8 protein-coding genes are annotated in these 15,142 nt (G+C 62.9%); 7 read left to right on the forward strand and 1 reads right to left on the reverse strand.

Annotated elements, in window-relative coordinates:
* The first annotated feature begins 138 nt into the window (after nt 1-138).
* The 3 genes from MAIT1_RS12570 to MAIT1_RS12580 all read left to right on the forward strand — a co-directional run bounded on the left by MAIT1_RS12570 (nt 139) and on the right by MAIT1_RS12580 (nt 7,886).
* The gene (locus MAIT1_RS12570) at nt 139-2,946 is read left to right on the forward strand and encodes a PAS domain-containing hybrid sensor histidine kinase/response regulator (protein ID WP_085442635.1); all 2,808 of its coding nucleotides are present in this window, start codon (nt 139-141) and stop codon (nt 2,944-2,946) included.
* Entirely contained in the window at nt 2,939-7,378 is a 4,440-nt protein-coding gene (locus MAIT1_RS12575; protein ID WP_085442636.1) for a response regulator, read from the forward strand. The genes MAIT1_RS12570 and MAIT1_RS12575 overlap by 8 nt, the downstream gene beginning before the upstream one ends.
* Nucleotides 7,379-7,451: 73 nt before the next feature.
* A complete protein-coding gene (locus MAIT1_RS12580; RefSeq protein ID WP_085442637.1) occupies nt 7,452-7,886 on the forward strand; it encodes a bacteriohemerythrin in 435 nt (144 codons plus the stop codon).
* A 278-nt stretch (nt 7,887-8,164) separates the two neighbouring features.
* On the opposite strand, the gene MAIT1_RS12585 is transcribed toward MAIT1_RS12580, so the two are convergent.
* Complete coding sequence (locus MAIT1_RS12585) at nt 8,165-8,827, reverse strand: precorrin-2 dehydrogenase/sirohydrochlorin ferrochelatase family protein (protein WP_085442638.1); 663 nt, start codon at nt 8,825-8,827, stop codon at nt 8,165-8,167.
* A gap of 325 nt (nt 8,828-9,152) precedes the next feature.
* Here MAIT1_RS12585 and uvrA point away from each other — a divergent pair, with 325 nt between their 5' ends.
* From uvrA to MAIT1_RS12605, 4 genes are all read left to right on the forward strand, one after another.
* A complete protein-coding gene (uvrA, locus tag MAIT1_RS12590) occupies nt 9,153-11,978 on the forward strand; it encodes an excinuclease ABC subunit UvrA (protein ID WP_085442639.1) in 2,826 nt (941 codons plus the stop codon).
* Nucleotides 11,979-12,748: 770 nt separating this feature from the next.
* On the forward strand, nt 12,749-13,300 hold the full coding sequence (locus tag MAIT1_RS12595) for a DUF2703 domain-containing protein (RefSeq protein WP_085442640.1): 552 nt from the start codon (nt 12,749-12,751) through the stop codon (nt 13,298-13,300).
* Nucleotides 13,287-13,889, forward strand: a complete 603-nt coding sequence (locus MAIT1_RS12600) for a sigma-70 family RNA polymerase sigma factor (protein ID WP_158089470.1) — start codon at nt 13,287-13,289, stop codon at nt 13,887-13,889. The genes MAIT1_RS12595 and MAIT1_RS12600 overlap by 14 nt, the downstream gene beginning before the upstream one ends.
* Nucleotides 13,873-14,871, forward strand: a complete 999-nt coding sequence (locus MAIT1_RS12605; RefSeq protein ID WP_198947889.1) for an MDR/zinc-dependent alcohol dehydrogenase-like family protein — start codon at nt 13,873-13,875, stop codon at nt 14,869-14,871. The genes MAIT1_RS12600 and MAIT1_RS12605 overlap by 17 nt, the downstream gene beginning before the upstream one ends.
* The last annotated feature ends 271 nt before the right edge of the window (nt 14,872-15,142 follow it).

Raw genomic sequence — 15,142 nt, forward strand, 5'->3', positions numbered from 1 at the left:
TCCCGTTTCATGTCAGCCCTGCGAAAAATGCTTCAAACTGCGAGAGAATGCTTTCCAAGTCGTTTAATTTTACAGACACTCAGTTATGCATAGCGGGGCTTCGCGCGCCCGCCGTAGGCGATCTTATGGTGATTAACCGTGAGTGATAAGGCGCATCCGCTGCCTGCCGAACCCGTCATCGGACGTTCGATTCGCTTTAAGCTGTTCTTTGCGGCGGCGACGGCGTTGAGCGTGATCATCATCGGCATGACGGCGCTGTCGGTGTGGCTGACCGAACAGGCGATTCGTCAACGTCTGGACGCGACGCTGACCCAGCGCAGCGCATTGGCGGCGCAGATCCTCTCCAATTTTCTCGATGCGCAGATCCAATTGGCCAACGACCTGGGCCAATTGCCGCAGACCCGCGTGTTCGTCAATAACACCGCTTTGCGCGACGCCCTGCGGCCCCGTCTCTCCACCATGATGGGAGAGGAGACCGCCAATCGTCCGTGGATCCTCTCTGTTGCGTTGAGTAATCATGCGCAAGCGCACTTTCGCCAGACGTTGACTCAGGACGGCTATAGCGAACCGCAAAACCCCTATTGGTTGAATCAAGCCGGGCAGGCGCAGGTGACCGCATTGCCGCTGAAAAACGGCGCGCCGGCGCTGGCGATATCGCAACCGGTGCACGGCGCCGGAGAGCGTGAGCGGGTAACGCTGCTCATCGATGTGGAGCGGGCGCAGCGCTATCTGTTCGACGCCTTCAACCACACCATGGATGGGTTTGTCGCCATGGCGATCCTGCCAGCACAGGTGGGCGCCATCACCGCGCCGGTGAGCGATCACTCGCCGCCGGGCTGGATCAGCTTTAAACAGGCGGCCGATCAGTGGGACTGGAGCCGGGACAAACCGTTCCGCTTCGGCGAAGCCATTCTGCATGGACAGCGTCTGCTGCGACATCCGGTGGGGCTGATCAGCGTCACCCCGGCGCAAGTTGTCGAAGCGCCCCTGCGCGGTATGGCGCTGGGGCTGGTGGCCCTGGGCGCGGCGGCGATTCTCATGGGGCTGCTGGCCACCGCGCGCATCGCCAATATGATCGTCGCGCCGCTGGCGGCGCTCTCCCGTCGCGCCTTGAACGCCGTACGCCGCATGCCGACCCCCAGTGACGTCAGCGCCAATCTGAGCCAGCTCGGCGCCGCCAATGAGGTGATGGTGCTGGAGCGCATTCTGTCGCTGCTGCTCAGCCGCATCGCCACCCACACCGATGAGCTGGAGGTGCGCCTGAAAGAGCGCAATGAAGGCTTGATCTCCGCCAACCAGCAACTGCGTCAAGAGGTGATCGAACGGCGCGCCGCCGAAAGCGCGTTGCGTGCGCAACAGTCTCTTCTGAGCGATATTTTGGACGCCTCCGTAGCGGGCGTGGCGATGGTGGATATGGAGGGCGGGCTGACCCACTGCAACGCCCGCTTCGCCCGGCTGTGGGGCTTCAGTGAAGAGGAGGCCGCTTCGCTGCCCAACCACTTCCTGCTGCGCGCGGTGCTGATGCGCGCGCGCGACGCCGAAACCATGGGCAAGCGCCTGCGCGAGCTGCGCCCCGACCAGGTGCTCAGTGGCGAACGCATCGCCCTGGAGAGCGGCCGCGTGCTGGCCTGCTACTCCATGCCCATCGCCACCGGCGACAAACCCGGACGCTTGTGGCAATTCCTCGACATCACCCGCGAGTCGGCCCACACCGCCACCCTGGAGCGGGCCAAACAGCAGGCCGAGGCCGCCAACGAGGCCAAGAGTCTGTTCCTGGCCACCATGAGCCACGAGATTCGCACCCCCATGAACGGCGTGCTGGGTATGGTGCAGCGGCTGGCGCGCACCGACCTGACCAGCGCCCAGCGGGAGATGGCCAACGCCTTGGAGGAGTCCGCCGACGCGCTGATGGATCTGCTCAACAATATTTTGGATCTGTCCAAGATCGAAGCGCGACAGTTGGTGATGGAGTCGATCCCGTTTGAGCCGCGCGCGCTGGTGCAGAGCGTGCTGCAGATGATGGTGGGGTTAGCCCAGGAGCGGGGGTTGACTCTCAATGTGGAGGTCTCTCCCACCACCCCCGCCTGGGTTATGGGCGACCCCACTCGAGTGCGACAGATCCTGCTCAACCTGTTGGGCAACGCCATGAAGTTCACCCATCACGGCGGCGTCTCCATCCATCTGGAGGGGTTGCGTCACAGCCCCACCCAGGCGCTGTTGTGCATGGAGGTGCGCGATACCGGCGAGGGGATCGATCCAGCCCAGGCGGAGTCGCTGTTTGAACCCTTCCGTCAGCAGGATGGCTCTATTACCCGTCGTTTTGGCGGCGCGGGATTGGGTTTGGCCATCAGTCGCGGTTTGGCCCAGGCCATGGGCGGCGATCTGACGGCGCATGCGCGTCCAGAGGGGGGCAGCATCTTCCGTTTTGAAGCGTTGTTTCATCTGGCGCAGCCCGTGGTGACGGCGCATCCCGCTGGCGTTGACGTCCAGGGCGAGGGTGAGCAGAGCATGCGGCGGTATAAAATTCTGGTGGTGGAGGATGATCCCATCAACCAGGCGGTGACCCGGGGGTTGTTGGAGGATGACGGGCATACGGTGTGGTTGGCGGAACACGGCGAACGGGCGCTGACGCTGTTTGAACGCCATGCGCCGTTGGATCTGGTGTTGATGGATCTGCGCATGCCGGGTATGGATGGCTATGAAGCGACGCGTCGACTGCGTCAGTTGCCCTATGGCGACGAAACGCTGGTGGTGGCGCTGACCGCCGACGCCCTGAAGGAGAGTTTGGAGCGGTGTCTGCAGGCGGGGATGGACGATGTGCTGGTGAAACCGGTGCGGGTCAAGCGTCTGCGCGCGTTGATGCACAAATTGCTGCAGGAGAAATCATCGTCCTCAAACCTCGCTGAACGCGTTGTGACGGAATCCGATGAGGCAGAGCATGGTTGAGGCGCCCCCCCAAAGCGGTTTCGAGACCCACGGCGTGCAAACCACGGTATGGATAACGCTGCTGGCGTGTGTGCTGATGACGGCGAGTCAGCTGGGGGTGTTTTGGTTGCTGGAGGTCATCGCGTTTCAGATTCACGATCTCTGGTTCAACGCCTTGGTGCAGTCCATCGGCGCCACGGTGGTGGCGGCGCCCATTGGTTATCTGCTGGCGCGCTGGAGCATCGGCGTCGGCAACCGCCCGTTGGCGTGGGACATCCTGTTTAAAATTGGGATGTTGGCGTTTACCCTGGAGCTGTGTCTGGCGTTGGCGTTGGGTGTGTGGGCGGCGGAGTGGCCCGTACAGCGCGTAACGCTGGTGAATGCGGTGGTTCTGGCGCTCACATGCGCCCCGGCGCTGGGCTATTGGTTGTTGAAGAGTCGTGAGCGCGCCTCGCTCAATGCGGTGACTCAGGATAACCAAAAACGCAATGCGCTGTTTCTGTTTCTCTCATTTTTCACCCTTGCGCCGTTGGCGGCGGGGGCGTTTGCGCTGCACCATCAAGACAGCGCGCGCAGAATTCAGCTGCTGCTCGAGCAGGAGTCCCAGCGCGCGCAGGTAAGCGGCGCCACGCTGACGCAGGATCTGCACGGGGTGGTGGAGGATCTGCTGGCGCTCTCCACCTGGCGCGGCATGCGCGCGTTGACCCAAGAGACGTTGCCGCCTAAGAAGTTGGAGACGCTGCTGCAGGATCTGGCGGCGTTTTTGACCCATAAACCCCACTATGAACAGTTGCGCTTGATGGATCTGGATGGCGCGCTGCGGTTGGCGGTGAACGCCAGCGGACCCTATCTGTTGGGCGGGGCCAAAGGCCATGAGCAGATGGCGGGCAAATTGGAGCCTGAGCAGTTGCGCATGGCGTTGCCGTTGCGGCGAGGCGATGTCTACCTGTCGCCGCTCAGACTCAACGACAAACGCGCCGATGAGGCGACGGCGCGGGCCAATATGCGCTTTATTACGCCGGTTTTTGACGGCGAGAACCGCAAAACCGGCCTGCTGATGATCGAATTTCGCGCCGATGGTCTGTTTGATCGTCTGGCGCAGAGCAAGCGCCTGTTTCTCGGCGCGCTCTACCTGGTGAGCAGCCGCGGCGAGTGGTTGCCCGCCTCTACGCTGGATGAATCCGCCACGCCGGATCCGGCCACCCGCGCGCTGGCGTGGTCGCGCATGAAGGCGCACTGGCAAGGGAGTTTCCTGCATCAGGGCGACGGCTTTGTGTTCGCCCGCATCGCCTCGCCGTTGACGCTGCCCGGGGCCGGGCCGCGGGTGTATGGCGATTTGGGCGTGGGTTGGCCATCGTGGCGTCTGCTCTCGCGCATCTCTCAGGCGCAGTTATTGGAGAGCATCGGTCATCAAAGTCATCGAAGTTGGTACTTCAGCGTCGGCATGGCTGCGCTGCTGGCGGTGACGGCGGCTTGGTTCGTCAGCGGCGCGATTCAGCGTCGCCGGATCTTGAGCGCCAAACTGCGCCAGGCGCAAAATCGACTGCGCCAGGCGCAACAGATCTCCTCCCTGGGCGCGTGGGATTGGGACCTGACCCGCGACGTGGCCTATTGGTCGGATCAGATGTACGTTATTTTTGGTCGCGACCCGACGCGTTTTGCGCCCAAAGGCGAGGCGCTGCTGGATCAAGTCTGCCCGGAGGACCGTCCGCGGGTGGCGGGGGCCATGGCCACCGCGCGCCACTCCCTCAATGGCGAATTTCTTACCCAACACCATATTCTGCTGCCCAATGGCGCCAAGCGTCTGGTGCGCCAGAGCGGTCGTTTCATCGCCAACGAGCAGGGCGAGGCGGTGTGGGCGGTGGGCGCCACCCAGGACATCACCGCCATGGTGGAGATGGAGCGCGCCCTCACCACCAGCATGGGCCGCTTCGAAGCGTTGGCGGGGATGGCGCCGGTGGGGGTGTTTGAAACCGACGCCCAGGGCGGCTTTCTGTATGTCAACGACGCCTGGAAGCGCGCCGCTTCACTGAATGATCATCAAGCCAGCGGCGATGGCTGGCGCGATGCGCTGCACCCCCTCGACCGGCAGTGGGTGGTGGAGGCGTGGGAGCAGGCGGTGGCCGACCGCAAACCGTTCAAAGCGGAGTATCGCTTCACCAATAGTCACGATGATGAGACTTGGGTGGCGGTGGAGGCCAATCCGCAGTTCGATGAGTCGGGCAACCTGCGTGGTTTTGTCGGCGCCTTCACCGACATCACCGAAGCCAAAGGGGTGGAGCACGAACGCCTGCTGGCGTATCAATCCCAGGTGGTGATCAATCAGCTGTTGAAACTCAGCCTGACCCGCGCCTCCATGGAGACCTTGTTGCAACGGGCGTTGGATCAGGTGCTCTCCCACGCCAGTTTCACCCTCACCGATGCGGGCGCGATTTTTCTCTATGAAGAGAACGGGCCGCACCCTGACGCGCCGCTCACCATGGTGGCGCAGCGCAACCTGGAGCCGCAGATCAAGGCCCGTTGCGCACATCTGGAGATGGGCATGTGTCTGTGCGGCATCGCCGCGCAGACGCGGGCGCTGGTGCACGCCAGCCACGTGGATGAGCGCCACAAGGTCGGCTTCGAGCAGATGCGCGATCATGGCCACTACTGCACGCCAATTCAGTCAGGCAAGGAGCTGCTGGGCGTGCTCACCCTCTACTTGCCCGCCGGACGCGTGCGCAACGCTGAAGAGACGGCGTTTCTGGAGACCGTATGCCACTCCCTGGCCGGATTGATCCAGCGGCGGCGTCTGGATGAGGAGTTGGAGAGCTCATCCCACCACGCCGCCCAGGCCAATATGGCCAAGAGCGCGTTCCTGGCCAACATGAGCCATGAGATCCGCACCCCGCTCAACGCCATGATCGGTTTGAGCCGTCTGTTGGGCCGCACCGATCTGACGCCGCAGCAGAAAGCCTATTTGGGCAAGATCGACGCTTCGGCGCACAGTCTGTCCGGAGTGATCGACAACATTCTCGATTTCGCCCGCATTGAGTCCGGTCGCATGGAGTTGGAGAAGTCGGCGTTTGATCTGGATCTGTTGCTCAGCCAAGTGACGGATATCCTTGGTCAGCGTTGTCAGGACAAAGGGCTCGAGTTGCTGGTGGAGGTGGCGGGCAATACGCCGCGCTATCTGCTGGGCGACGTGACGCGCCTCAAACAGGTGCTGCTGAACCTGGGCGGCAATGCGGTCAAATTCACCGAGCGCGGCGAAGTGCTGGTGGCGGTGTCGGCGCAATCGGAGGGGGGTGATCGCCACCGTATTCGTTTCGCCATCAAGGATACCGGCGTGGGGTTGACCAAAACCCAATTGATGCGTCTGCTCAGCGATCCGCCCGTTGACCCCAATTTGGAGAGCTCCGAAGAGGGGCGCAAGTTGGGTCTGCGCATCAGCCGGGAGTTGACCTCCTTGATGGGGGGGCAACTGCAGGCGCGTTCGCAACCGGGGCAGGGGGCGGAGTTCTTCTTCTCCATTGTCTGCCGCGCCATTGATGAGCAGCAGGCGTCGGCGCCGTCGCCGCAGAGCGTCGCCCTGCGCGGCAAGCGCGTGTTGGTGGTGGTGGAGGACGCCAGCGCCCGTGAGGAGTTGCTCAAGCAGTTGGGCGAGTTGGCGCTGGACTCCCACGGCGTGGCCACGCCTGAGCAGGCGCTTAGCGAACTCAAGCGGGTGATCAACGCGCCGGGCGAGGCGCCCTATGAGTTGCTGTGCATGGATTGCCGCGCGCCGTGTGAAGATGGTCTGATGGCGGTGGACAGATTGCGTCGTGAGGCGGGGTTGAAGCAGCGTTTGACGGTATTCCTCATCGCTTCGGAGGAGGCCGCCGCCAACGCGCATCTGGAGGCGGCGCTGCATCAGGCCATGGAGGAGGATCGGCTGCATGCGGTGCTGCCCAGGCCGGTGCGCAATGCGGCGCTGTTTGGCGCTTTGGAGCGCGCCTTCATCACCCGTGCGGATACGCAGTCCGAAGCGTTGGACGCCATGGCCGACTATCCGGCGCCGGACCGTTTCGCCGGGGTGCGCGCGCTGGTGGTGGAGGATCAACCGCTCAACCTGGAAGTGGCGGTCGAAATCTTGCAGACAGTGGGCGTGGAGGTGGAGACCGCCGAGCATGGCGCGCAGGCGCTGGATAAGGTGTTCGCCCGCCGCAGCGATCCGTATGATGTGATTTTCATGGATATTCAGATGCCGGTGATGGATGGTTTGGCGTCGGCGCGGGCGATCCATTCGCAGTGTCCGGAAATTGGCACGCCCATCATCGCCATGACCGCCAACGCCGCCGAAGAGGATGTGCGCGCCGCGCTGGCGGCGGGGATGAGCGCGCACCTGGCCAAGCCCATCGATGTAGCCGAGCTGTTCGCCGCGTTGGAAAAATGGGCCAAGCCGAAACAACAAAGTTGGGATCAGAGCGTCTAACGCGGAGGGCGTGCGCAGTGTGCGCCGGACAATCCCGTAGCAGACGCTCTTGTACTTGGGGGGGAGTTGCATAATGGAAGACCGCAGAAGTGAACTCTATCCGCAGTTGCGCCTGACCGGCGTGCAAGCGGTGGATCTACAGCATGAAGTGTTGTTCTCACTGCTCGATAGTTTGCGTATGGAGACCCAGCGCGAATCGTCGGCGTTTAGCGTCGATAGCGCCATCAAGGCGCTTAAACTCTATGTGCAGACGCACTTCACTTATGAAGAGTCGTTGATGTTGGCGCAGAGCTATGAACACTACGGCGACCATCTGACCGAACATCGCGCGTTTGAAAAAGAGCTGCCGGACCTGGAGCGTGAGCTGGATGATCTGGAGGACAAAAGCGCCCGTGAAGAGGCGCTGACGCGCATTATGCGCTTTCTGGAGAGCTGGCTCACCCACCACATCAACGAGATCGACACCGAACTGTTTGGCGACCCGAAAAACTTCCGCCCTGCGGCGTAAGCCATCCTGGGCTTATATAGTCGCTAGCATTCAAAAGTGAACACATGGCGCTGAAAGATATCGAGGGCGTAGCCCTCGAGCGCCCAAGGTCAACAGCCACACCGTGGGGCTTTGCCCCACGCCCCACTTAAGGGTTTATAACCCTTAAGAATCCCGACAAATTTCCTGTGGAAATTTGTCCCATAGTCAGCGCAAGCTGAACCAACGTCACGCAAACATTAAGCGCTTTGGATTTGTGTCATTCTGGATTCAAGCGACTCTAACGGCCATCAGCGAATTCAGGCGCGGTTGGCGTCTGCATCCTGCTGCGCCGCTTGCAGCCGTTGTTGCAGCCATCGGGCGTTCTCTTGCGGCGCGTGGGTCAGTCGATCCCGCGCCGCCAGCGCCGTCTCACGCCAGAAGCGATAGCGCGCCGCATCCTCCGGCAGCGCCTGCTTCACCGCCTCGCGCTGGGCGCCGAATAGCCGCGCCAATTCCGCCCATCCGGGTTGCAGATTCTCCTGAAAATGCTCCTTGAGGGCGCGCGACAGCGCCGGTGAGGCGCCGCCGGTGCTCACCGCCGCCATGATGGGGTCATCGCGGATCACGGCGGGTACGCGAAAGCCGCTCTCCTCGGCCCCATCGGCGCAGTTGCACAGCAGCGCACGTTGGTTGCACAGGGCGGCGATGCGGCGGTTGAGCGCGGCCTCGCCGGTGGCGGCGAACACCAGCGTCCAGCGCGGCGCGGCGTTTAGCAGCGTCTCATGGAAGGGGATCCGCCGCAGCGTTCCGCCCCAGGCGGCGGCCTGTTGCTGAATCCCGGCGTCGATCTGCGGCGCCGCCACGGTGATGCGCGCGCCGCACTCCGCCAGGCCGTTCAGTTTGCGCCGCGCCACCTGCCCGCCGCCCACAATCAGCACCGCTCGATCCGTCAGATTCAACTCCGCCATATATTGCGACATGGGCTTTCCTTGCGCTGAACCGCCTTTTCGGGGTTCAATTGTCTGTTTGCGGTTGGGGCTGAGTTAGGAAAGTGGGGCTGTATTTGGGGGAAAGTTGTTGGGAAATATAAGATATTGAGGGCTGCGCCCTCAAACTCCCCGGAAGATCAACAGCCAAACCGTGGGGCGCCGCCCCACACCCCGCTGGGGGCGCGGCCCCCAGACCCCGGAAAATCGCGCCAGTGAATGCCGCGATTTTCCACCTGTCCAGTTTGCGCCCCAATCCCACTGCTGTGCTCATCATTTAACTTTTTATGCGCTTGTGCGCAATTCAGCCGGTGCTGTCATGTCTGAAAAACATATCGTTATTCGCGGCGCCCGCGAACACAATCTCAAGAATGTCAATCTCGAGATTCCACGCAACGCCCTGACCGTCATCACCGGCGTCTCTGGTTCAGGCAAATCCTCGCTCGCCTTCGACACCCTCTCGGCGGAGGGACAACGCCGCTATGTGGAGTCGCTCTCGGCCTACGCGCGGCAGTTCCTGGCCATGCAGAACAAACCCGACGTCGACAGCATCGACGGTCTGGCCCCCTCCATCGCCATCGAACAGAAGAGCACCAGCCGCAACCCGCGCTCCACCGTGGGCACCATCACCGAGATCTACGACTACCTGCGCCTGCTCTATGCGCGCATCGGCCAACCCTACTGCCATAGCTGCGGCAAGCCCATCGAGTCGCAGACCGTCAGTCAGATGGTGGATGCGGTGATGGAGCTGCCGGAGCGCTCAAAACTCCTTTTGCTGTCGCCCATCGTGCGCGGCCGCAAGGGCGAATACAAGAAGGAGCTGGCGGCGCTGCGCAAAGAGGGCTTCGCGCGGGTGGTGATCGATGGCGAAACCTATGACATGGACGACCTGCCCACGCTGAATAAAAAGGTCAAGCACACCATCGAGATTCTGGTGGATCGCCTGATCGTCAAGCCGGGCATCGAAACCCGTCTGGCCGACTCCCTGGAGACCGCGCTGAAGATGGCCGACGGCGTGGCGCGGGTGGAGATCCTCGGCGATGAGAGCAAAGATTGGCTCTTCTCGGAAAAGAACGCCTGCTCCGACTGCAACATCTCCTATCCCGAGATCGAACCGCGCCTGTTCTCCTTCAACAACCCCTTCGGCGCCTGCCCCAGTTGCGACGGACTGGGCGCCCAGGAGTACTTCGATCCGGCGCTGATCGTGCCCAATGACGACCTCTCCCTGCGTGATGGCGCGGTGGCGCCGTGGTCCAAACCCTCCCAGCGCATCGCCCAGGAGCAGCTCTACACCGTCGCCGACCACTTTGACATCGACGTCAATCTGCCCTGGCGCGAGTTGCCCGAAACCTTCCGCGATATCGTTCTGCACGGCTCGGGGGAGGAGAAGATCCGCTTCAAATATCATGGCTTCCGTCGTCGCGCCACCTCTCAGCGGCCGTGGGATGGGGTGATCCCCATGCTGCAGCGGCGCTATCTGGAGACCGACTCCGACGACATTCGCGAGGATCTGGGCAAGTTCCGCGACGCCTCGCCCTGCCCGGTGTGCAATGGCAGGCGTCTGCGCAAAGAGGCGCTGCACGTGCGCGTGGGGCAGGAGGATATCGCCGGGCTCACCGCGCTGCCGCTGCGCGAGGCGATGCGCTACTGCGAAGATCTCAACATGACCCCCAAGCAGGCCGCCATCGCCGAGCGCATCCTCAAGGAGGTGCTGGACCGGTTGGGCTTTCTGGTGGCGGTGGGGCTGGACTATCTGACCTTGGATCGCGCCGCCGGGACGCTGTCGGGCGGCGAGGCGCAGCGCATCCGTCTGGCCAATCAGATCGGCTCGGGGCTGGTGGGGGTGCTGTACATCCTCGACGAACCCTCCATCGGTCTGCACCAGCGCGATAACCAGCGCCTGCTGGACACCCTGGTAAAGCTGCGCGATCTGGGCAATACGGTGGTGGTGGTGGAGCACGACGAGGACGCCATTCGCACCGCCGACTTCGTGGTGGATATGGGCCCCGGCGCGGGCGAGCATGGCGGCGCGGTGGTGGCGTGCGGCTCGCCGGCGGAGATCGCCGCTCACCCGGAGTCGCTCACCGGGCTCTATCTGTCCAAAGCATTCAATATTCTGCCGCCGGAGCAGCGCCGCAAGCCTGATCCCAAGCGTGTGGTTGAACTGAAAAACGTCACCACCCACAACCTGCAAGCGGTCTCCACCCAGATCCATCTGGGGCTGCTCACCTGCGTCACCGGCGTCTCCGGTTCGGGCAAATCGAGTCTGATTCTGGACACCCTCTATCCGGCGTTGGCCCAGCGTCTCAACGGCTCGCGGGTGCCGTCGGGACAGTTCGAGCGCATCACCGGTCTGGAGCAGTTGGATAAGGTGATCCATATGGATCAATCCCCCATTGGCCGCACGCCGCGCTCCAACCCCGCCACCTACACCGGCCTGTTCACCCCCATTCGCGAACTGCTGGCGGGCACGCCGGAGGCGCGCGCGCGGGGCTATCAGTCGGGCCGCTTCAGCTTCAACGTCAAAGGCGGCCGCTGCGAGGCGTGCGCAGGCGACGGTTTGATCAAAATCGAAATGCACTTCCTGCCCGACGTCTTCGTCGAGTGTGATATCTGCCACGGCGCCCGCTATAACCGCGAGACGCTGCAGATCCACTACAAGGGCAAGAACATCGCCGAGATTCTGGAACTGACGGTGGAGGAGGGGCTGGCGTTCTTCGACGCCATCCCCGCCATTCGCGGGCGCTTGCAGACCTTGCTGGATGTCGGCCTGGGCTACATGCGTCTGGGGCAGTCGGCCACCACCCTCTCCGGCGGCGAGGCGCAGCGGGTGAAGATCGCCCGCGAACTCTCCAAGCGCGCCACCGGGCGCACCCTCTATATCCTCGACGAGCCCACCACCGGATTGCACTTCGACGACATCCGCAAACTGGTGGAGGTGTTGCAGCGGTTGGCCGACACCGGCAATACGGTGGTGATCATTGAGCACAATCTGGATGTGATCAAATGCGCCGACTGGCTCATCGATCTGGGGCCGGAGGGGGGCTCTGGCGGCGGGCGCATCATCGCCGAGGGGACGCCGGAGCAGGTGGCCGCCAACGCCGGTTCCTGGACCGGGCGCTATCTGGAGCCGTTGCTCAAATAGGCGTTTTCCTGATACGCCGCACACAGGGCGTGAATGCGCATAAATTCAGTGCAGAATCAGCCTAAAAAATAGGCAGCGCATAGCTTTTGGGCGATCGCGATATGCACAAAAAAGTGTCAGGAATGTAAAAAACCTGATATTTCAGTATGTAACAAAGTGGCACGGGGTTTGATAATAGGAGATCAACGCGGCAAAGCGCCGCAAGACGTCGAAAGGGGCGTGGATCTCCCAAATGGCACACCGCACTCACTCGGGTTCGCCATTTCGCATATTCCCGCCAAGCAGTACAAACTCCGCTTTCCCGCCGAGCTGCTCCCTTTGAACCAGGGAGAGGGCTCCTCCTCTGACTCAAGAGTGCGGAAACGGTCGTTTGGGAGCAGGCTCCGAGCCTGACTACTGCGCCCCGAAGCCCGTCGGAAAAACCCGTTTGCGCCATTGTGCGCAAACGGGTTTTTCCGTTTGTGGGCGGATAAAATTGGCACAGACGAAAAGTATTTGCGTGAGATAGAGCGATCTTGCGCTGACTATTGGCCGCCGACTGGTCGGCGGCGGGGTCTGGGCCTGCGGCCCCAGCGGGTGTGGGCGGAGCCCACGGTTTGGCCGTTGGGGAGCTCGAGGGCGGAGCCCTCGATATCTTGCATCGCCAAAATCGCCACTGTGCATTTTCGAATTTGAGAGAATCTATCGCCAGCAAACCATTTTTCCTGCGTCACTGAGGCAGGCGCTGCGTCTTCCCGGGTAGAGTTCACTCACATCCTGGAGGCGATATCATGTCCCACTGCACTACTGACTGCTCCTGCCATGACCAACCCCAAACCAAGTTGCAACCCCTGTCCATCGAGTTGCTCTATCTGGATAACGAGCACTGTTCGCGCTGCGCCGAGACCGAGCGCAATCTGAACGAAGCGATACAACGCACGACGCCGGTGTTGGAGGCGTTGGGACGGGAAGCGCAATTGACCGCCATCCATGTGGAGAGCGAAGAGAGCGCGCGGGAGTTGCGTCTGCGCGCTTCGCCTACCATTCGCATCGACGGTCGCGATATGCTGGGCGCAGATGAAGAGACTCCCTGCGCCCCCTGTTCGGAGTTGGCCGATGGCGCGGCGGTGACCTGTCGCGCCTGGAGCTGGCGCGGTGAGGGCATGGACGAACCGCCGGTGGGTCTGTTGGTGGAGGAGATTCTGCGCGCGGCTCTGGATGCGCCACAGAGCAGCGCGGAATCCCCTGCCGAGGACGCCGCCGAGGGGCCATTTTGCCTGCCGAAAAATCTGGCGCGCTACTTCGCCGCGCGCAAAGGAGAGGGCGCCCATGGGTGCTGTTAGTCCTGACGCAACCGCATTAATTGAGCAGATCGCCCGGCGATACGGCCAGCGCGTGCTGGCCTATGCGCGCAAGCGGCTGCCCAGTGTGGACCAGGCCGAAGAGGCGGCGCAGGAGACCTTCGCTCGCGCCTGGCGGCATCGGCACGCCCTGGCGCGGGCGGTCAATCCCGAGGCGTGGCTGTTTGCGGTGGCGCGCTCGGTGGTGGCGGATCAGCGACGCCGCGCCGGGCGCGTCCTCCCAGCATCGGGGGCGGCGGCGGAAGCGGAGGCGGCGAGCAGTTGGACGCCGCTGGCCCCCTGTGTGGCGCCGCTGCTGGCGCAACTGCCGGTCAAATATCGCGAGGCGGTGCGGGCGGCGGATCTGCAGGGCGAAGCGCAGAGCGCGTTGGCGCTGCGCCTGGGGCTGTCGCCGTCGGCGGCGCGCTCGCGGGTGCAGCGTGGGCGCATTCTGCTCAAACAAGCCCTGCTGCGCTGCTGCGTGGTTGAGCGCGATGCGCGCGGCGGACTGTTGCAGGCGCGGGCGCGTCAAGCGGCTGTCTGCGCCCCGGCCTGTGATCCAGGAGGAGTCGGTGATGGCGTCTCAGGATAAGAGTGGCGCGATGCGCGCCCTGGTGTGTGAGAACGGCGCGGCGCGGTTGCGGCGTGACTATCCCATCGCGCCGCGTGCGGCGGGGGAGGCGCGCATCCGTGTGGTGCAAGCCGGGGTGTGCGCCACCGATCTACAACTGATCGCCGGGTATAAAGGCTTCTCCGGCGTGCTGGGTCATGAGTTCGTTGGCGTGGTTGAAGAAGCGGATAATGCAAGGTGGATTGGCCAACGGGTGGTGGGGGGCATCAATCGCGCCTGTGGCCAATGCGCCCCGTGCCGTCGCGGCGACATCACCCACTGCGCCCAGCGCGACGTGCTGGGCATTCTCGGTCGCGATGGCGCGTTTGCCGACTCTTGCCTGTTGCCTGAGGCCAATCTGCATGCGGTTCCTGACGGCGTGAGCGACGATCAGGCGGTGTTCGCCGAGCCGCTCGCCGCCGCTCTGGCTATCACCGATCAACACCCCATCGCCCCGGGCGAGCGGGTCACGGTGATTGGCGATGGCCGTTTGGGACTGCTGATTGTGCAAGTGCTGGCCCTCACCGGTTGTGACCTGACCCTGGTAGGTCGCCACGCCGAGAAGCTGGCGCTGGGGGAGCAGTGGGGCGCGCGCGCTGGTTTGGCGTCTGAACCGCCGGTGGCGCGGTCGCAGGATGTGGTGGTGGCCTGTAGCGGCGAGGCCAGCGGGCTGGCTTTGGCGCAATCCCTGGTGCGGCCCCGGGGGCGGATTATTCTCAAAACCACCAGCGCAGCGCAGCAGGGGGCGGCGGAGTTGGATCTCAACGCCCTGGTGGTGGATGAGGTGACTCTCTGCGGCTCCCGCTGCGGGCCCATGGATGCGGCGGTGCGTTTGCTGGCGCAGGGGGTGATTGATGTGGCGCCGCTGATCAGCGCGCGCTTCTCCCTGGATCAGGGCGAAGCCGCCTTGACCGCCGCCGCGCGTAAGGGGGTGTTAAAGGTGGTGCTGCAGATGACATGTTAAATTCTGGCTCATCACAGACAGCGGCCCAGTGGGTCAATTTCACCGAATATTTGATAGCTCTATTGAGCCAGCCTTATCGAACAATATTGGGCGTCTGCGCACGGCTGTTTGCAGACCCGGGTGTTTACCTTTATCATTACTCTCATTCCCCGACTCAAAGTCAGTCGTTTATTCAATTATAGCCGCTTGAATCCAGAATGACACAAATCCAAAGCGCTCATTGTTTGCATGACGTTGATTCAGCCTGTGCTGACTAGGGGACAAATTTCCA

The sequence above is a fragment of the Magnetofaba australis IT-1 genome (genome assembly GCF_002109495.1).
In the GTDB taxonomy this organism is placed as follows: Bacteria; Pseudomonadota; Magnetococcia; order Magnetococcales; family Magnetococcaceae; genus Magnetofaba; species Magnetofaba australis.